The sequence below is a fragment of the Nocardia sp. NPDC060255 genome, from assembly GCF_042727395.1.
Classification (GTDB): Bacteria; Actinomycetota; Actinomycetes; order Mycobacteriales; family Mycobacteriaceae; genus Nocardia.
This window is the reverse complement of sequence record NZ_JBHXAU010000029.1, coordinates 44,761-63,531: the sequence shown is the minus strand read 5'-3', so window position 1 is coordinate 63,531 and position 18,771 is coordinate 44,761. Positions and strand designations below refer to the sequence as shown.

17 protein-coding genes are annotated in these 18,771 nt (G+C 68.2%); 12 read left to right on the top strand and 5 right to left on the bottom strand.

Annotated elements, in window-relative coordinates:
* Window positions 1-23 precede the first annotated feature (23 nt).
* On the top strand, window positions 24-680 hold the full coding sequence (locus ACFWF1_RS36865) for a heme oxygenase (biliverdin-producing) (protein ID WP_379291445.1): 657 nt from the start codon (window positions 24-26) through the stop codon (window positions 678-680).
* Here the strand turns inward: ACFWF1_RS36865 and ACFWF1_RS36860 are convergent.
* Entirely contained in the window at window positions 674-2,185 is a 1,512-nt protein-coding gene (locus tag ACFWF1_RS36860) for a sugar transferase (protein WP_379291447.1), read from the bottom strand. The genes ACFWF1_RS36865 and ACFWF1_RS36860 overlap by 7 nt on opposite strands.
* A 493-nt stretch (window positions 2,186-2,678) precedes the next feature.
* Between ACFWF1_RS36860 and ACFWF1_RS36855 the strand changes: the two genes are divergently transcribed.
* The 4 genes from ACFWF1_RS36855 to ACFWF1_RS36840 are packed head-to-tail and all read left to right on the top strand — an operon-like array spanning window position 2,679 to window position 6,434.
* Window positions 2,679-3,965, top strand: coding sequence for a class I SAM-dependent methyltransferase (locus ACFWF1_RS36855; protein ID WP_379291448.1), 1,287 nt, complete (start codon window positions 2,679-2,681; stop codon window positions 3,963-3,965).
* The gene (locus ACFWF1_RS36850) at window positions 3,962-4,738 is read left to right on the top strand and encodes a glucose-1-phosphate cytidylyltransferase (protein ID WP_379291449.1); all 777 of its coding nucleotides are present in this window, start codon (window positions 3,962-3,964) and stop codon (window positions 4,736-4,738) included. The genes ACFWF1_RS36855 and ACFWF1_RS36850 overlap by 4 nt, the downstream gene beginning before the upstream one ends.
* Complete coding sequence (locus tag ACFWF1_RS36845) at window positions 4,735-5,385, top strand: PIG-L deacetylase family protein (RefSeq protein WP_379291451.1); 651 nt, start codon at window positions 4,735-4,737, stop codon at window positions 5,383-5,385. Before ACFWF1_RS36850 ends, ACFWF1_RS36845 begins: the two co-directional genes overlap by 4 nt.
* A 2-nt stretch (window positions 5,386-5,387) precedes the next feature.
* Window positions 5,388-6,434: an NAD-dependent epimerase/dehydratase family protein gene (locus ACFWF1_RS36840; RefSeq protein ID WP_379291453.1), complete on the top strand. Its 1,047-nt coding sequence runs from the start codon at window positions 5,388-5,390 to the stop codon at window positions 6,432-6,434.
* Between the two features lie 13 nt (window positions 6,435-6,447).
* On the opposite strand, the gene rfbC is transcribed toward ACFWF1_RS36840, so the two are convergent.
* Window positions 6,448-6,999: a dTDP-4-dehydrorhamnose 3,5-epimerase gene (rfbC, locus tag ACFWF1_RS36835; protein ID WP_379291455.1), complete on the bottom strand. Its 552-nt coding sequence runs from the start codon at window positions 6,997-6,999 to the stop codon at window positions 6,448-6,450.
* Between the two features lie 130 nt (window positions 7,000-7,129).
* Between rfbC and ACFWF1_RS36830 the strand changes: the two genes are divergently transcribed.
* Window positions 7,130-8,167 (top strand): transferase, encoded by a 1,038-nt coding sequence (locus ACFWF1_RS36830; protein WP_379291499.1) that lies wholly within the window; start codon window positions 7,130-7,132, stop codon window positions 8,165-8,167.
* Between the two features lie 234 nt (window positions 8,168-8,401).
* Window positions 8,402-9,001: an MspA family porin gene (locus ACFWF1_RS36825; RefSeq protein ID WP_379291457.1), complete on the top strand. Its 600-nt coding sequence runs from the start codon at window positions 8,402-8,404 to the stop codon at window positions 8,999-9,001.
* A 56-nt stretch (window positions 9,002-9,057) separates the two neighbouring features.
* Here ACFWF1_RS36825 and ACFWF1_RS36820 read toward each other — a convergent pair whose 3' ends face one another.
* The 3 genes from ACFWF1_RS36820 to ACFWF1_RS36810 all read right to left on the bottom strand — a co-directional run bounded on the left by ACFWF1_RS36820 (window position 9,058) and on the right by ACFWF1_RS36810 (window position 12,098).
* A complete protein-coding gene (locus ACFWF1_RS36820) occupies window positions 9,058-9,897 on the bottom strand; it encodes a glycosyltransferase family 2 protein (protein WP_379291459.1) in 840 nt (279 codons plus the stop codon).
* A complete protein-coding gene (locus ACFWF1_RS36815; RefSeq protein WP_379291461.1) occupies window positions 9,894-11,279 on the bottom strand; it encodes a polysaccharide pyruvyl transferase family protein in 1,386 nt (461 codons plus the stop codon). Before ACFWF1_RS36815 ends, ACFWF1_RS36820 begins: the two co-directional genes overlap by 4 nt.
* A gap of 126 nt (window positions 11,280-11,405) precedes the next feature.
* Window positions 11,406-12,098, bottom strand: a complete 693-nt coding sequence (locus ACFWF1_RS36810) for a TetR/AcrR family transcriptional regulator (protein WP_379291463.1) — start codon at window positions 12,096-12,098, stop codon at window positions 11,406-11,408.
* A gap of 101 nt (window positions 12,099-12,199) precedes the next feature.
* On the opposite strand from ACFWF1_RS36810, the gene ACFWF1_RS36805 reads away from it, so the two are divergent.
* From ACFWF1_RS36805 to ACFWF1_RS36785, 5 genes are all read left to right on the top strand, one after another.
* A complete protein-coding gene (locus ACFWF1_RS36805; protein WP_379291465.1) occupies window positions 12,200-14,005 on the top strand; it encodes an FAD-dependent oxidoreductase in 1,806 nt (601 codons plus the stop codon).
* 150 nt (window positions 14,006-14,155) lie between these two features.
* Window positions 14,156-15,226: a glycosyltransferase family 4 protein gene (locus ACFWF1_RS36800; RefSeq protein ID WP_379291467.1), complete on the top strand. Its 1,071-nt coding sequence runs from the start codon at window positions 14,156-14,158 to the stop codon at window positions 15,224-15,226.
* Window positions 15,223-16,404: a glycosyltransferase family 4 protein gene (locus ACFWF1_RS36795; RefSeq protein ID WP_379291469.1), complete on the top strand. Its 1,182-nt coding sequence runs from the start codon at window positions 15,223-15,225 to the stop codon at window positions 16,402-16,404. Before ACFWF1_RS36800 ends, ACFWF1_RS36795 begins: the two co-directional genes overlap by 4 nt.
* Window positions 16,397-17,761 (top strand): lipopolysaccharide biosynthesis protein, encoded by a 1,365-nt coding sequence (locus tag ACFWF1_RS36790; protein ID WP_379291471.1) that lies wholly within the window; start codon window positions 16,397-16,399, stop codon window positions 17,759-17,761. Before ACFWF1_RS36795 ends, ACFWF1_RS36790 begins: the two co-directional genes overlap by 8 nt.
* A complete protein-coding gene (locus tag ACFWF1_RS36785; RefSeq protein ID WP_379291473.1) occupies window positions 17,758-18,762 on the top strand; it encodes a glycosyltransferase in 1,005 nt (334 codons plus the stop codon). Before ACFWF1_RS36790 ends, ACFWF1_RS36785 begins: the two co-directional genes overlap by 4 nt.
* Window positions 18,763-18,771 lie beyond the last annotated feature (9 nt).

Below are 18,771 nucleotides of genomic sequence, written 5' to 3'. Positions count from 1 at the left end.
GCGACAGGTGAGGTGGTTCGGATATGTCAGAGGCAGCGCCGTTCTCGAAGCAGATCCGCAATGCCACCGAGGAGCAGCACAACGACGCCCGCAGCTCGCGGTTCATCACCGACATGCTCGGCGGCGCGCTCGGCATCGACTCGTATCAGCGCTACACCGGCCAACTCTGGTTCGTCTACCGCGCGCTCGAGGCCCGGTGGGACAGCCTCGCCGCGGACCCGGTCGCCGGACCGTTCATCCGCACCGAGCTGGCCCGCACCGCCGAACTCGAGCGCGACCTGGCCCACCTCATCGGCCCGCACTGGCGCGATGAGCTCGCGCCGCTGCCCGCGACCGTCGCCTACACCGACCGGATCGACGAGTGCGCCCGCGACTGGCCCGCCGGCTACATCGCCCACCACTACACCCGCTACATGGGCGACCTGTCCGGCGGGCAGATCGTCCGCGACACCGCAGAGCGGCTGTGGAACCTGCCGCATCGCGGCGACGGTGTCCGCTTCTACGTCTTCGACGCCGTCGCCAACCCGGCCGCGTTCAAGCGCGAATACCGCAGCCTGCTCGACGGACTGCCGCTCGACGATCTCGAACGCCGCCGCGTCCTCGACGAGGGTCAGCGCGCCTACTCCATGAACACCGCGGTGTTCATGGAGCTGGCTCAGGAGTTCCCGGCGGCTCAGTAGGCGCCCGCCCCGCGCGTCACCGCCCCGATCGTCCTGGCGATGAGGAGCAGATCCAGCACCATGGACCAGTTCTCCACGTACGAAAGATCCAGTCGCACCGAGTCTTCCAGCGATAGATCCGATCGTCCGCTGACCTGCCACAGCCCGGTGACCCCCGGCTTGACCAGCAGCCTGCGCCGCATCTCGCCGTCGTAGCTGTCCACTTCGCGCTGCACCTGTGGGCGCGGGCCGACCACGCTCATCTCGCCGCGCAGCACGTTGAAGAACTGCGGTAGCTCGTCCAGGCTGAACTTGCGGATCACCTTGCCGACCGGCGTGATCCGCGGGTCGTCCTTCATCTTGAAGAAGACCGGGTTGCCGCCGTTGCGCGCGATGAGCGCGTCGACGCCGGCCTCCGCCTCGGTGTACATGCTGCGGAACTTGATCATCCGGAACGGCTTGCCGCCCCGCCCGATTCGCTCCGACAGATAGAACACCGGACCGGGGCTGGTGAGCTTCACCGCCAGCGCGATGGCCAGCATGGTCGGCGCGATCGCCACCAGCACCGCGGCCGCGAAGCAGACGTCGAACACCGCCTTGCCGGTCGACTTGGCGCGATCGTATTGCGGTTTCGCGATGTGCAGCATCGGTACTCCCGCGACGAAGCGATTCGTCAACCGGGTGCCCGCGATGTCCACCACGCCGGGGGCGACGATCAGTTCGACCCCGATCGGGTCGAGCTCCCAGGCCATCCGGCGCAATTCGATCGGGCCGAGATGATCCGTCGCAGTGACCGCGACGGTGTCGGCGCCGCTGCGGCGGACCGCCTCGAGCACGGTGCGGTCGCTGCCGACCACCGAGAACGTGCGCCCCGAGGGATCCCGGATGTACTCGGTGATCTCGTTGTGCCCGTTGGGTATACACACACCGACCACCCGGTATCCGGAGGCCGGGTCGCCCGCGAAGGCATTGGCCATCGCCTGGGCCGCCTCCGCGCAGCCGACCACGAGCACCGAGGTCCGGTACTCCCCCCGCCCGCGTAGCTGTCGTGCGTGGATCCGCCAGAGCCATCTGCTCAGCATCAAACCGAACAGACCGAGCGGTAGTGCAATAGCCAAATAGCCACGAGCGAACTCGATCTGGAAAACCAGCGACACGATCGCGAGCACGCCGAACAGTCGCAGCGTCGCCGAGACCAGCCGCCGGTACTCCTCACTGCCGCTGCCGACCACCTGCGGCGATCGGGTGTGCCCGATCGCGAGGAACGCGGCCCAGGCCAGCGCCAGCGCGCCGGAGACGACCGTGTACCCGATCTCATAGGGCAGATGCCACGCCAGCGGTGGCGCGGCGGGTCCGCCGAATCGGATGACCTGGGCCAGCACCATCGCCGCCACGATCACACCGAAATCCGTTGCGCCTAAGCGCCTTACATATTCGCCCTGCCATCGCTCACGCTCGGAGCGCGGCAGGGGGTTCGGCGATCGGCGATAGTCCAGATCGTCGTCGTCGGCGAGCTCGAAGCTCATGGAAACGCACCTCCCCATGGGAGAGAAGAAAACTAGCCCCCCGATCTGCACTGATCGGTCCCCACGGCACCAACCTGACCGCCTCGGGTGTCCCGTCCTTCGGCGGCCAGAAGCCGATTGTTACAGAACACAATCCGTTTCACATGTCGAATCATCGGGGCCGCAAAGTGTTCCACGCGGTAGCCGATAAAGGAACGGTCGGTTTGCCGCCCCGGTATGTTTCGGGCCCGGCCGGCCCATGAGGCCAGGTCCCGAACCTTCGCTACCCGCAGGCGAATTCGTCCCATGTGTACGGAACCACCAACCGCCGCGGTAGCGGTGCGGAAGCTACTCGTCGGAAACGGTTGAAAAGTACCGGAAATTACTTCCCGGGCAGCTGATTTCGGCTACGACACGCGGGGCTTTCGTTGTAACGTCTCACTGGATCGGGTCGACGTCAGGGGTGCGCCGGCAATGCGCCGGAGGAACGACTCTAGGCAGAAGGTGGGCTGCGTTGCTGTGTCGACTGTGTGATTCCGAACGTCTGACGAGTGTGCTCGATTTGGGGGCAACACCACCGTGCGAGAAGTTTCTCGCGCCGGACGAACTCGACCTTCCGGAATCAACGTACCCGCTGCATCTGCGGCTGTGTGCGGACTGTCTGCTGTTGCAGATTCCAGCATTGATCACTCCAGAAGAGACGTTCACCGAGTACGCGTACTTCTCGTCCTACTCCGACAGCTGGGTGCGGCACGCGGAAACCTTTGTCGCACAAGCGATCGAGCGGCTCGACCTCAGCGCGGACTCGTTCGTCGTAGAGGTGGCGAGCAACGACGGTTACCTACTCCGGCACGCCGTGGCGGCGGGCATCCCCTGCCTCGGTATCGAACCGTCGGTGAACGTCGGCAACGCCGCTAGAGAAGCGGGCGTGCCCACCGAGACCGCCTTCCTCGACGAGGAATCCGCGGCGAAGATCCGCGCGACGCACCGACCGGCCGACCTGGTGGTGGCCAACAACGTCTACGCCCACGTGCCCGATCTCCGCGGCTTCACCAAGTCGCTGCGCACGCTGATGGCCGACGACGGGTGGCTGTCCATCGAGGTGCATCACGCGCTGAACCTGCTGCGGCTGGGCCAGTTCGACACCATCTACCACGAACACTTCCAGTACTACACCGTGCACTCCGCGCAACGTGCGCTCGCGACGGCGGATCTGTCCGTCGTCGACGTGGAACTGCTGGATACACACGGTGGTTCGATCCGGCTGTGGGCCAGGCCGACCGAAGTGGGCGCCGTCCCCAGTAGCCGAGTCGCCGATGTGCTCCGGCTGGAACAGGATGCGGGCCTGCATCAGGTCGAGGGCTACCGGCAGCTACGGACGCGCACCGAGGCGGTCCGCCACGACCTCCTGCGTTTCCTGCTCGATCAGCGCGCCGCGGGCAAGCGCGTCGTCGGCTACGGCGCGCCGGGCAAGGGCAACACCCTGCTCAACTACTGCGGCATCCGCACCGACCTGCTCGAGTACACCGTCGACCGAAACCCGTACAAGCACGGACGATTCACCCCGGGCACCCGGATCCCGATCTACCCGCCCGACCGGATCGACCTGGATCGACCCGACGTCGTGCTGGTGCTGCCGTGGAATCTCGAGGCCGAGATCACCGAGCAGCTCGGCCACATCGCCTCGTGGGGCGGCCAATTGGTCTACCCACTGCCGGCACTGCACAGTGCCGACCTCACCAGTCACAACGACGTGAACAGCGCTCCAGATAAAGAAATGACAGGGAGGGGAGCACGATGAAAGTTGTGCTGTTCTGCGGCGGATACGGCATGCGGATGCGTGATGGCACCGATGACATGATCCCGAAACCCATGCAACTGGTCGGTCCACGACCGCTCCTGTGGCACGTCATGCGCTACTACGCGCACTACGGCCACAAGGAATTCGTCCTGTGCCTCGGCTACGGCGGGCTGCACATCAAGAACTTCTTCCTGACCTACCAGGAGTCGGTGTCCAACGATTTCGTCATCCGGGACGGCCGGGTGGAGATGCTGCGCTCCGACATCAGCGACTGGAAGATCACCTTCGTCGACACCGGCCTGGAATCGCCCATCGGCGAGCGGCTGCGCCGGGTCCGCGAGCATGTCGCGGGCGACGAGCCGTTCCTGGCGAACTACGCCGACGTGCTCACCGACGCGCCGCTGGACCACATGATCAAGAGGTTCACCGATTCCGGCGCGGCGGCCTCGATGATGGTGGTGCCGCCGCAGTCCTCGTTCCACTGCGTCGACATGAAACCGACCGGCGAGGTCAAGGAGATCATGCCGGTATCGCGGATGCCGCTGTGGGAGAACGGCGGCTACTTCGTGCTCAGCCAGGAGATCTTCGATCTGCTGCCGCCGGGCGGCGATCTGGTCGCCGACGCGTGCGGCACGCTGGCCGGACAGGGACGGCTGCTCGGCTACCAGCATCTCGGATTCTGGAAGCCCGCCGACACGTTCAAGGAGCGGGCCGAACTCGACGCGGGCTATCAGTCCGGCATCCGGCCGTGGATGGTCTGGGAAAACGCGTGATCCGGCTGAACGTCGGGGCGGTCGCCGAGATCGCCCTGCTCGGCGCGCATTGCGACGATATCGCCATCGGGATGGGGGCCACGCTGCTGACCCTGGCCCGCGCGCACCCGGGCCTGCGGGTGCGCGCCCTGGTGCTGTCCGGCGGCGGCACGGCCCGGGCGGACGAGGAAAGCCTTGCGCTGGACGCGTTCTGCCCCGGTGCCGAGGTCGACCTCACCGTGCTCGACCTGCCCGACGGCCGAGCACCCGCGCACTGGGACCGAATCAAGAACGAACTCAACACCTTTCGGGCCCGCGTCGATCCCGACCTGGTCTTCGCGCCGCAGCGCGGTGACGCGCACCAGGATCACCGGGTGCTCGCCGAGCTGGTGCCGACCGAGTTCCGCGATCATCTCGTCCTCGGCTACGAGATCCTCAAGTGGGAGAGCGACACTCCCGCCGCCAGCGTGTACCACCGGCTCACCGCCGAACTCGCCGAGGAGAAGTCGCGACTACTGCTGAAGCACTATCCGTCCCAGGCCCACCGGGACTGGTTCGACGAGCAGGCCTTCACCGCCCTCACCCGGCTGCGCGGCGTGCAGAGCCACAGCCCGCACGCCGAGGCGTTCCTGCTCGACAAGGCTGTCATCGACTTCGGAGGTTCCTAGCCATGCGGGTTCTGCTCACCGGTCACCAGGGGTACCTCGGCACCGTCATGGCGCCGATCCTGCGCGCCAACGCGCACGAGGTGGTCGGTCTCGACGCAGGCTTCTTCGCCGACTGCGTGCTCGGCGACCTGCCCGGCGATCCGCCGGGGTTGACCATGGATCTGCGGGACGTGACCGTCGATGACCTGCGCGGCTTCGATGCGGTCATCCATCTCGCGGCGCTGTCCAACGATCCTCTGGGCGCGCTGGCGCCCGAGATCACCTACGCCATCAATCATCACGCATCGGTGCGACTGGCTCGACTCGCCAAAGAGGCTGGCGTGCGGCGGTTCCTGTACGCCTCCACCTGCTCGGTCTACGGTGCCGCGGGCGCGGATCTGGTCACCGAGGACGCGCCGCTGCGTCCGATCACCCCGTACGCCGAGAGCAAGGTGCGGGTGGAGGACGACGTCGCGGTGCTGGCCGACTCCGGCTTCTCCCCCGTATTCCTGCGCAACGCAACGGCTTTCGGCTTCTCCCCCCGGTTACGGGCCGACATCGTGCTCAACAACCTGGTCGGGTACGCCGCACTCACCGGCGAGGTGAAGGTGCTCTCCGACGGCACCCCGTGGCGGCCGCTGGTGCATGCCCGCGACATCGCGTGGGCGTTCGCCAACTGCCTCACCGCGCCGCCCGCGGCAATTCACTGCCGCGCCTTCAACATCGGCACCGAGGCCAACAACCTGACCGTCGCCGACATCGCCCGCGCGGTGGTGGAGGCGGTGCCGGGCTCCCGGCTGAACATCACCGGCGAGAGCGGCGCCGACCCGCGCTCCTATCGGGTCGACTTCTCGGCGGCCCGCTCCGCCATCGGGTTTCGCGCGCTGTGGACCGTGCAGGCCGGGGCGGACGAGCTGTTCCAGGAGTACACCGCGCGCGGCCTCACCTATGACGACTTCTTCCAGAAGTTCACCCGGTTGCCGCAGCTGGAGCGGCTGCGCGACTCCGGGGTGCTCGACGAGTCGATGCGCCGGGTACAGCCCGGAACCGCCCGTGTTCCGGCTACCTAGGCACCGGCCGCCGTCACAACGCCGCGAGCAGCTGCTGCCAGCTGCCCGCGGCGGCGTCACGTGCGGACACCAGCGTGACCGGCAGCGGCCAGGCGATAGCGAGGTCGGGATCGTGGTACGCGACGCCGATGTCCTCGGTGGGGTCGTGCGGGCGGTCGATGCGGTAGCAGACGTCGGCGATATCGCTGAGCGCCTGGAAGCCGTGCAGGAATCCAGGCGGCACGTAGAGGTGCCGGAACGTCTCGTCGTCGAGCCGGAACGCCTGCTGCCTGCCGAACGTCGGCGAGTCACGCCGCAGATCGACCAGCACGTCGTGCACCGCGCCGTGCGCGCAGCGGACCAGCTTCGCCTCACCGCGCCCGGATCGCCCGTGCATACCGCGGATAACCCCACCGGCGGAACGGGATTGGGAATCCTGCTGGAACCTGGCCGAGGCACCCGGGGTGCCGAGATAGGTGTCGAACTCCGCCGCGTCGAACGTTCTGGTGAACAGGCCGCGGTCGTCGCGGAACGGTTCGGGTACCAGTACGAGGACGTCGGCGAGCTCGGTCTGCTCGATGCGCACCAGGCCATGGTGCCACGGGTGGCCGCCGCGTCGGCCCGCAACGAAGGGGCGCACCGTGGATCCCGTCGCTAGCGCGCGTCGCTGCCGAGGTTGCGGGAGCATCGATCTCAGCCCGGTGCTCGATCTCGGCATGGTCCCCGCCGCCGACTACTTTCCGCCCGCCGGCTCCCCGGTCGGCCTCGCCGAGACGGCCCATCCGCTGCGGATGGACCGGTGCACGCCCTGCGGGCTCGCGCAGCTGGCCGAGGACGACACCCGCGCCGAGGAACCGCGCGGCATCGAACCGGCGGCGCTGCGCGAGCAAGCCGCCGACGCGGTCGCCAGGGTCGCGAAAGCCGGTCTGCTGCAGGGCAAGACGGTGCGCGAGTTCGGCAGCCCGCACGGCGGCACCTGGGTGCCGCTGCTGACCGAGCGCGGGTTCGCCGCCACCGACGGCGCCGGCGATGTGGTACTCGACTGCTTCGGCCTGATGCACGAGCCGGATCAGCGCGCCGCCGTCGCCGAGCGGGCCGCGGCGACCGCACCGGACGGTCTGCTGCTGATCCAGTTCCATTCGCTGGCCACCATCGTCGCGGGCGGTCAGTGGAACGCGTTGCGGCACGGCCACTTCGCCTACTACTCGCTGTCCGCACTGCGCCGGTTGCTGACCGCCGCGGGCATGAGCGTCACCACCGCGTGGCAGTTCGACCTGTACGGCGGAACAGTGCTCGTCGCCGCGCGGCACGGCACCCATCCGCTCGATGGCGCGGCACGCGAGATCCTTTCGCAGGAAACCGAATACACCGGTTACGCCGCCGTGCGCAGCCTGCAGCAGGCCGCGGACGGGCATGCCGAGGTGTTGCGCCGCTGGCTCACCAGGCATGCGGCGCAGGGTGATCGGGTCTTCGCGTACGGCGCCGCCTCCCGCGCGGTGGCGCTGTTCAGTCTGGCGGGCGTCGATCGCGGGCTGATCGCCGCCGTCGCCGACGCCTCGCCGGCCAAGCAGGGCCGCCGGATGCCGGGCACCGACGTGCCCATCATCGCGCCCGCCGAACTCGTCGCGGCCCGACCGGATCTCGTGCTGCTGACGCTGCCCGATCTGCTCCCGGAGGTCCGCGCCCGCTATCCGGAACTCGACGGTTGCTGGATTGTCGACGACCCGGCCGACTCGACCGTCAAGGGAGGATGAACTTGCCGCGCATTCGCTGTCCCCCAGCGCATTTGTTGCCCGTTTGCTCTATGCGCTTGATCTGACATGATTTTGTTTACCGAACACCTGCTGGCCCCAGATGATCGATGAGGTTCTTCGCTCCCGCGAACCGGGGAGCGGGCGTCGAGCGAACTACCCCGCTCGGCCAGGTGTGTGTGCAGAGGGGACAACCTGATGAGGGAAAACACGCAGCAATGCGGCCGAAGTGTCCGTATGTTCGCGATCGCCACGGTGGTGGCGTCGGGACTGGTCTTCGGAACCGGCACCGCGGGAGCGGTCGTCGACAGTAGTAGCTCGATCGTCGATCAGCAGGAACGGTCGATCGAGGCGATCCAGTCCGACACGAGGATCGACTTCGTGCCGCCACTGGACGGAAATCCGTTCACCCGCGAGTGGTTTCACACCGGCGAGGCCGCTTACAAGATCACCGGCCCGAGCGCCGGTGACTGGCGCGGGCACATCACCGTCGGCTATCAGGTCGGCTATCCGGCCACGCTGACCGGACGGTTGAAGTTCGGCTACTCGACGCCGGATCTCGGGCTCGATCTCGGCGGCGACAGCGGCGCGCTGCTCAAGCTGAACGGGCTGATCCCGCGGGCAGGCATCGAGTTGGAGGTGGGTCTCGGCCCTGGCATCCAGACGGTCGAGTTCGCGGGCGGCGACGTGTCCGGCGCCGCTGGCCTCATCCGGATCGGCGGTTACCACGCCACGGTCACCGGTGTCGTCGGGCAGACCACGATTCGGCCGTTCGTCAAGGTGGTCACGGCCAACGGCGACACCGTGTACACCTACGGTCGGCTCTGGTCCATCTGAAGTTCAGCCAACGCATCGAAGCCGCCCTGGCTTGGGGCGGCTTCGATGTTTGCACGTCAGACCAGTAGATCCGGCCGGTTCCGTACGGTCGCCACGGTGCGAACTCGCAAGCGGTACAACGCCGCCCGCGCCAGCCGGGTATCGCCTGCCAGCACGTCGCCGCGGCTCACCAGATGCGGGTAGTCGCCCGCGATCCGGTGATGGAACCGGTACATGTCGGTCAGCTTGCTCACCGTCGAGGTGCGGCTGCACAGGTTGAACGACGAATTACGCCATGCGGCAAGGATTTCCGACATGCCGAAGAACACCCCGAAGGACGAGACCCTGGCGAACAGATCCACGTCCATCGGGAACACCAGGTCGCCGCGCAGCCCGCCGACCAGATCGAAGTGCTTGCGGTAGAACATCGCCGCCGCGGTCGGCCCGAAGTCGGCGGGCCCGCGCCGCACGATCACCCGGGCCAGCGCCCGCGGGCTCTGCCTGCCGAGCAGTCCGGCCAGGCCGAGCCCGCTCTCCAGCAGCGCGCCGTCCTCGTCGATCACCTCGAACCGGCTCGACGAGATGGCGATCGACGGATCGCCGACCATCACCGCGAGCTGGGTGGCCAGCGCGTCCGGCCGCAGCACGTCGTCGGCGCAGACCACCTTGATCAGGTCGCCGGTCGACGCGGCGATCACCTTGTTCCAGTTGTCCCCGATCGGCAGCACGGTGTCGTTGCGCAGCACCCGGATTCGCGGATCGTCGATCGCGCGCGCGATGGCGCCCGTCTCGTCGGTGCTCGCGTTGTCGAGCACCACGAGTTCGAAGTCCACGTCCTGGTCCAGCACCGAGCGCAGCGTCGTGGCCAGCGTGCGTCCCGAGTTGTAGGCGGGAACGCAAACCGACAGTCGTGTCATGACCTATCCCCTAGCTGATGGGCCGGTCGCACCGGTCCGCTTTCCACCAGGCGGAAGACCCGTTCGAGCCCGGCCCTGCTGGCTTCGATCTGTTCGATGGCCTTCTGTTGCAATGCTTCTCGCACCACCGGCGCCTCGGCCCACGACTCGCGCACCGCCTCGGTGAGCGTCTTGTCCAGTACCGGGTCGTTGAGGTGCACGATCCGCAGACCGGTGCCGAACATCTGCAGCAATCCGTGGAACTTGTCGTCGTAGTACTCCGAGGCGGTGATGCCGACCGCCGGAATCCCTTGGGAGAGTGCGAAAACCGCGAGATGGTAGGCGCTGGTGACCAGCACCCGGCAGCCCGCGACCTGACGAGCGACATCGTGCGGTGTGCCGCCGCGCCCGACGGCGGGCCGCGCGCTCGCCGCGCCCGCGAGCAGCGGCAGCGTGGAAAGCCGGTCCTCGGAGGCGTATTCGGAGATGATCAGCGGCACTACACCGGCGTCGAGCTGCTCGGCACTGGCGCGGACCACCCGGCCCAGCGTCGCCTGCGCGGACGCGGAGACGCGCGAGTAGTCCGCCACCCGCAGGCACAGCCCGATGTCCGAGCCGATCTTGGCCTGGCGCAGTCGATAACCGAATTCCACGGCGTCGTCACCGGTGACCAGCACCCGCTCCGGCGCGACGCCGAACCGCGACAGCAGTTCCGGGCCGCGCCGTCCTTCGCGCAGCGCCAGGAAGTCGACGTCCGGCAGCACCTGCGCGGCGCGGCGCGTCAGGGCCGGGTCGCGCAGCGGGCCGAGGCCCTGGCCGACCAGTGCCGTCGGGATGCCGCGCGAGCGCGCGTGTTCGAGCAGGTTCAGCGTGCGGTGCGCCTGGTAGCGGTCGACGTCGGTCATGTACCCGCCGCCGAGCGCGAGCACCAGCGACGCCTGTTCGACGGCGGCCGGGATCTCGACCGGGAATTCGGTCTCCTCCGGCGTCGTCACATGTTCGGTGATGCCGGGACCGGCCGACCGTCGCCGCGCCGCTGAGCGCAGTGCCCGCAGCCGGTCCTTCGGTCCGTCGGTGGCCGCCCGCCAGCGTAGCGTCGCCGGACCCACCAATCTTGTTCCCGCCGAACGACTTAACCGTCCGGACCAGCCGTCGCGGCCCCAACTCCAGTCGGGTCCGCAGAGCGGCTCCGCCTCTGGCAGCAGCGCCCGCAGAATGCCGGGCTGGTGCGTGAGCACCCCGATCCTGGCGCGCGGCCAGCGTGCCCGCAGCCGCTCGACCGTCACGGCCATCATCGCGATATCGCCGCGATTACGCAGCCAATACTCGCCGTTTTCGACGAGCACCCTGATATCGCCCTCTGCGACATCGGCGCGCTCGGCCTCGGAACCTACGGTCCCCACTGTCCATACCCTCCCGCCAGTCCCCCCGCGGGTCGGTCCGTGCCGAGCACGAACTCGATCTGAAATCTACCCCACGCTATGCATCGCGGCTACCGCACGGAGAGTTACCTGACAGCTCCGAGCAACTTACTCCGTTGCGCGCGAAGACACTTCGTGCCGACCGGATTGTTTGGTTATCCGTCCGGTGTACACCGCGCTGAGCGATGCACCGGCGAATGCCGTGCAATAGTCGACGAGTTCGGCCATCGGCACATCCAACCGTCCGCCCTGTTTCTCGACCAGAACGCGCTCCAGCATGCCGACGACCGACAGCGCGTAGATGTCCACCAATTCGGCGGGCGGGCGTGTCTCGGGGCGCGCGTCGGTGGCGGTCGCGGCGACCAGCCGGGCGAATCGCCACAGCGCCTCCCGCATGCGGTGTTCCGCGCCGGCGCCGGTGGGTTCGACGAACACGATCCGCAGTTGGCGCGGGTCCTCGGCCAGCGCCGTCAGAAACGTGCCGATGCCCGCGCGCAGCTTGCGGGTCCCCTCGGCCCGCTGCGCGTCCACCGCAACGGCCACCTCCGCGAACAGCTCGTCGATGACCTTGTCGAACACGGCGGCGAACAATTCCTTGGTGCCACCGAACGATTCGTAGAAGTACCGGTCGGTAAGCCCCGCCGCACGGCAGAGGTCCTTGACCCCGGTCGTCGCATAGCCCTGCGTCCCGAACAGCTCCAGACCGGCGTCGAGCAGCTTGCTCCGCCGCGCCGCGACCCGATCGGCCGCGCCGACTCCGCCGTAAGGCCGCACGGGTCGTCGCTTGGCGTCACCGCTCATCGGTGATCCCTGCTCATCATCCCCGCATTGTCTCCCATCGTGAGCGGCCGTCTGCTAAATATGACTATCAGGATAGTCAGAAATGTGAACGGGGTCGTGCAGTGACAGCTCACTATCGGGACAGCGCGGTCAGCAGGCGATCGGTGCTGCGTGGCGCGGCGGGTTTGGCCGGGGCCGCCGGTTTGGCGGCGACCGCGGGTCCGGCGACGGCACAGGGGACGCGCAGGCGAAACGGCCCGCCCCGCAACACGGTCGCCGTGCTCGGCGCGGGCATCGGCGGACTCACCGCGGCGCACGAGCTCGCCGAGCGTGGCTTCGAGGTGACCGTGTTCGACCGCAAGGAGCTTGGCGGCAAGTCGCGCACCATCCCGCTGCCCGGTACCGGCCGCGACGGGCGGGCACCGCTACCCGGTGAGCACGGCGCGCGCGGCTTCACCTCGTTCTATCACCACGTGCACGACACCATGCGCCGCATCCCGCTGCCGGGCTCTCGGAACACGGTGCACGACAACTTGGTTCCGTTCTCGGTCAACGATCCGCGTTATCCGCGCGCCAACAATCTGCCGGACGGCTTCCCGCTCATGTTCGGGTTCTACTTCGATCCACGCGAGGCGCTGACGCCGGAAGGGTTGCAGCGCATCCTGATCGAGGGGTTCGTCAAGAACAACCTCATCCCGCTGCCCGAGGCGATCCACATGGCCGGACGGGTCGTCACCTATCTGACCTCCAGCGAGGACCGCCGCTTCGGCCAGTGGGAGCACGTCAGCTGGTGGGACTTCGTCGGCGCCGCGACCCGGTCGCCGCAGTTCCAGGCCCTCGCCGCAACGGGTTTGACGCGCGCGCTGGTCGCCGCGAAGGAGTACGTCGCCAGCACCAGGACCATGGGCAACATGATGGAGGGCTTCTTCCTCGCCCTGCTGCAGGAGCTCACCGGCGGGCCCAAGGTCTACGAGGTGCTCAACGGCCCGACCAACGAGGCCTGGCTGGATCCGTGGCTCACCATGCTGCGCGACCTGGGCGTCCAGTTCCGCCCCGGCCACGCGCTCGACGGCTTCGAGGTGGCGGGCGATCAGATCGGCGGCGCGCGAATCCGCAAGCCCGACGGCGCGATTCAGCTACACCAAGCCGACTGGTACGTCTGTGCGGTGCCGACGGATCGCGCGCGGGGCCTCTGGTCGCCCGAAATCCGCAGTCTCGACCCAGGACTCGCGCGGATGGACGAGCTCACCGTCGACTGGATGAGCGGCATGCAGCTGTTCGTCACCGAAAAGCTGGAACTCGGTGCGGGTTACAACATCTACCTCGACGCGCCGTGGCGGCTCACCTCCTACTCGCAGCGCGCGTTCTGGGACGTCGACTACGCCGCGAAGTACGGCGACGGCACCATCAACGACGGCCTCACCATCGACATCTCCGACTGGGACACCCCGGGCATCCTGTTCGGCAAGACCGCCAAACACTGCACCCGCGAGGAGATCTACCAGGAGACCTGGGCGCAGCTGGCCGCCGCGCTCAACGACGACGGCAAGATCCAGCTGAAGGACGGCATCGTCAAGGACTGGCTGCTCGACCCAGGCATCAGCTGGCAAAACGGCCAGAACCAGAGCGATGAACCGTTGCTGATCAACACGATCGGCTCGTGGGCGGCCCGGCCCACCGCGCACACCAAGATCCCCAATCTGTTCCTCGCCGCCGACTACGTGCAGACCAACTTCGACCTGGCCACCATGGAGGGCGCGAACGAGGCGGGCCGCACGGCGGTCAACGCGCTGCTCGACGCCGCGGGCTCCCCCGCCGCGCGGGTCCAGCTGTTCACCCGCGAGTCGATTCCCGCGTTCGAGCCGCTGCGTCAGATGGACGCCGCGCGCTTCCGGGCGGGGCAGCCGAATCTGTTCGATCTGGGGTGACCCGTCGGTAGCTCGCCGACTGCCCGACCAGAAGGGCCCCCGTCCCCTAGACTTTTGCGGGAGAGACGAGTTCACCGATAGCGGCTCGTCCGCCATCACCGCCAGTAGGGGGCATGGGTGACGGGTAGTACCGTGACGGTTCGGGTCCACATGACGGGATCCGAATGGTTCGCGTCCGCGCCCGGTGGGCTCAACCGGTACTTCACCGAGCTCTTCCACGCGCTCGCCAGGCAACCCGGCGCGGCCGTGTCCGCGGCGGCGTTCGGCGCCGACTCCGGCACCGCCGCCGGAGCCCAATCATGGGGCGGCTTAGGCGGTTCCACGCTGCGGCGGGCCCGCACGGCGTTCCTCGATCGCGCCGAATTACACCGTGACACCGTGCTCGATCGGCACTTCTGCCTCTACGGTCCGGCCGCCATCGCGCGGCGCGGGCGACTACCGCTCGTCATCCATTTCCACGGACCGTGGGCCGCGGAGAGCCGACTCACCGGACAGAGTGAAACGGCAGTGCGCGCGAAGTATCTGCTCGAACGCGTCCGGTATTCCGGCGCGGACCGATTCGTGGTGTTGTCCAACCACTTTCGCGACGTACTACATACCGACTACCGGGTTTCCTTGGACCGCATCGCGGTCATCCCGCCCGGCGTCGACCTGGATCGCTTCCACGCGTCCCCAGTTCGCGCCGAGTCCGACCGCCGAACCGTACTGTGCGTGCGCAGGCTCGAACGCCGGATGGGCATCGATACGCTGCTACGCGCCTGGCCGGCTGTCCGCGCCGAGCATCCGTCGGCCCACCTGGTGATCGTCGGCACCGGCGCGGCTGGGGACGAATTGCGCTCCGCGGCAAGATCACTCGGTGATACCGTCGAATTCGCCGGGCACGTCGACGACGAACGCCTCACCGAACTCTACGAACAGGCGGAGCTGACCGTCGTGCCGACCACCGCCCTCGAAGGATTCGGCCTGATCGCGCTCGAATCGCTGGCCGCGGGCCGCCCGCCCATCGTCACCGACTGCGGTGGCCTACCGGATTCCGTGCGCGGTCTGGACCCGTCGCTCATCGTGCCCGCCGGCGACGCCGACGCGCTCGGCGCGCGCATCGCCGCCGCGCTGCACGGCACCGTGCCGACACCGGCGCAATGCCGGGCGCACGCGGAAACCTTCTCCTGGGATGTCACAGCCGAGCGGCATCTCGCGATGTACCGGGCAATCAGGCAATGAGCAGGGCCCTGTTTCTCGCACACACCGCAGCGCCGTCCGGCGCCGAGCTGGCCACGCTGCGGCTGGTGTCGGCGTTACGCGACCAGGGACGGCTAGGTGTCGCCATGGTCTACACGGAGGACGGCCCGATGGTCGAGCGGATGCGCACCCGCGGGGTCGAAACCCGGGTGCTGCGCGGCCGATTCGACAGCCGGGCGATGACCATCGACTCGGGCCCGCTGCGGCTGGTCGCCGGGTTCCTCCGGCTGCTGCGGCTCGGCTGGTCCCTCGGTGCCACCGCGCGGGAGCTCGGTGCGCACGTCGTGGTAGCGGAGAGCAGCAAGGCGCTGGTGATGGGCGCGGTCGCCGCCCGCCGCGCCCGCGTTCCGCTGGTCTGGCAGGTGCACGACCGGATTTCGGCGGACTACTTCGGCCGACTGCCCACCCTCGTGTTGCGGCTGCTCGGCCGGCTCGTCAGCCGCGGCTACCTCGCCAACAGCCGAACCACCCTGCGCACCTTGCCGATCGGACGCAGGCCCGCGCTCGTCGCCTATCCCGGTGTCGAACTCGGCACCGACCTGCCGCGTGCCGGCCAGCGCCCGCCCGCCGACACCGTGGTCGCCGTGGTCGGCCGGTTGTCCCCGTGGAAGGGCCAGGATGTGCTGCTACGCGCGCTCGCGGCCACGAAAGTGCGTCCACGCCAGGTGTATCTGATCGGCGGCACCTTCTTCGACGAAGAGCCCTACCGCGCTGAGCTCGAACGCCTAGCCGAGGAGCTGAGTTTGCCGGTCACCTTCACCGGCCACGTCGACGATCCCGCCGAATACCTGCGCGACACCGACATTCTGGTGCACAGCTCGGTGCTGCCCGAGCCGTTCGGCCAGGTCGTGGTGGAGGGCATGCACGCGGGCTGCGCCGTGATCGCCTCGGTGCCAGGCGGTCCCGCCGAGATCATCGAGCCGGGCGTAGACGGGCTGCTCGTCGACAGCGGCGACGAACACCAACTCACCACCGCACTCGACACCCTCATCGGCGACCCGGCACTGCGCAGCAGGCTGGCCATGGCGGCCCGCCTGCGCGCCAAGGACTTCGACATCACCGAAACGGCGCGCACGGTCGCCGCCTTCCTCGACGACATCGCACAACGCAACGACGCTGCGGGCACCCCACATTCACCGGAGAGAGCCCCGCATGGCTGACGACACAGCCCCGAACGCCCCGGTCCAGCCGCCAGCGCCCGGCAGCACGCAGCACCGAAAACCCCAGCACCGCATCGGATTTCTCGGCATCATCCGCGATATCGGTTACGTCAGCTTCGGCAAGTACGGGCAGTACGTCGTCACGATAGTGACCGTGCCGCTGACGGCCAGGGTGCTCGGCACGCACGGCCTCGGCCTGCTCGCGATCGGCATGTCGGCCTACTTCATCGGCTCGCTGCTCGTCGATCTCGGCATCACCTCATATCTGGCCGCCCGGGTGCACGACGCCAGTCTGGGCGGGGATCGCCTGCGGCACATCAACCAGTTGCGCGGCGACTACCTGGCCATCCGCGCGAGCTCCCTCGGCATCCTCGGGTTCGCGCTGCTGCTCAGCTACGCACTCGGCGCGCCCGACCATCTCGAGATGATCCTGCTCGGTCTGTTCGCGGGTGGTTTCTGGTCGGCCTCCGAAGACTGGTTACTCATCGGGCAGGGCCGCTTCGGCGCCTCCACCGCCTACCAGGGCGTCGGCCGCATCGGGTACCTCGTGCTGCTGGTCGCGGTGCTGCCCCGCATGCCCAACGCCCAGGTCGCGGTGCTGTGCCTGCTGGTGTCGTCCATTCCCACCGTCGTGCTGACCTGGTGGGATTCGCTGCGCACCTTCGGGCCGCCGACGCGGCCGCGCGGCGTGAAGACCGTATTGCGTAACGGCGCACCGGTTTTCATCTCCCGGCTGCTGGTGACGACGTACGGGCAGGGCGCGGCGGCGGTGTACTCGGCGGTGCTGGACGCGGTGTCGCTCGGCCTGTATTCCGCCGGGGACCGCCTGGTCCGCGCCATCCAATCCACCCTGGACCCCATCGGTTTCGCGCTGTTGCCGCGGATGGCGCGCAAGAGCGCCGACGACAACTTCTGGCGGCACGCGTTGCAGGCGCTGCTCGCCTGCGTCTGCGTCGCGACGGTGGCGGCCGCCGCGGTATGGCTGACCGCGCCGCTGCTGATCCACCTGGTGTTCGGCGAGGACTTCGCCGCCGCGATCGGGCTCCTGCGGGTGGAGATCTTCGTGCTACCCGCGACGGCGGTCACCTCGTTCGTCACCACCGCCGTGCTGCCGGTCCGCCAGGACACCACCGGTGTGCTGATCGGCGCCGTGCTCGGCACCTGTGTGGCCGCCGTGGCGCTGTTCATCGCGTTTCGCACGCACTCGGTGTGGACATTGGTCTATGGCACCGTGGTCGTCGAATTCACCGTTGCCTCTTGGTATCTGCTCAGAGTCCGCACGTTGATCAACCGCGCGCGAGTAACACCGCCCCCAGGTCCCGCGATTGTGCTGATGCGGGAGGAGGGCGGGTCATGAGAATTCTCTACCTGGGCGACGATTGGGTCGGCAGCAATGCCCATTCGCTCGCCGACGGCTTCCGGCAGGCCGGGCACGACGTGGCGGTCATCGACACCACCCGAGTCACCCTGCCGCCCAGGCTGTCTCCGCCATGGGTCTATTCGAAGCTCGCACGACACCGTGCGCCGTGGAACGTCGCCGGGCTGCACGCCGAAATCGACCGTGCCGCCGCCGAATTCCGGCCGGACATGGTGTTCGCGTTCAAGGGCATCCACCTCGACCAGCGCAGGCTGCTCGATATCCCCGCCCGGTTGCACGTGCACTACAGCCCCGACGATGTGGCCAACCCCGAGAACACCAGCGCGGAATATCTTGCGCACGAATCGGAATGGGACCACATCGTCACCACCAAGCGCCACAACGTCGCCGAGTTGCGCGATCGTGGCGCCCGCGCGGTCACCTTCGTGCGCAGCGCCTACGACCCGGCCTGGCATCATCCCACCGCGCGACGCGGGACCCGGCAGTTCCTCGTCGGCTTCATCGGCGTGTGCCGCCCGGACCGGCGGGCCGACATGATCGGGCTCGCCCGCACGCACGGCTCCCGCATGCTGGTGCGCGGGCCCGGCTGGCGTCGGGTGCCCGAATTGCGCTCCACCGGAGCAGAAGTCGGCGGCGCGGTCTACGGCGAGCGATACTCCGAGGTGGTGGCGGGCGTCACCGCCAATCTGGTGCTGCTCAACTCCGACAACCGCGACACCCATACCTGCCGCACCTTCGAAGTGCCCGCGGCGGGCGGCCTTTTCGTCGGTGAGCGCACCGACGAGCACGCCGAACTGTTGCAGGACACCAGCGAATGCTTCCTGTTCTCCGACGCCGATGAGCTGTTCGCCGTCCTCGACTGGTGCGCGGCGCATCCCGACAAGGCCGCCGCCGTGGCCGAGGCGGGCTATCAACGCATCCTCGCGGGCAACCATCGCTACGTAGACCGGGCGCGGGAGATCATCCATGACATCACCTGAGCCCGACTT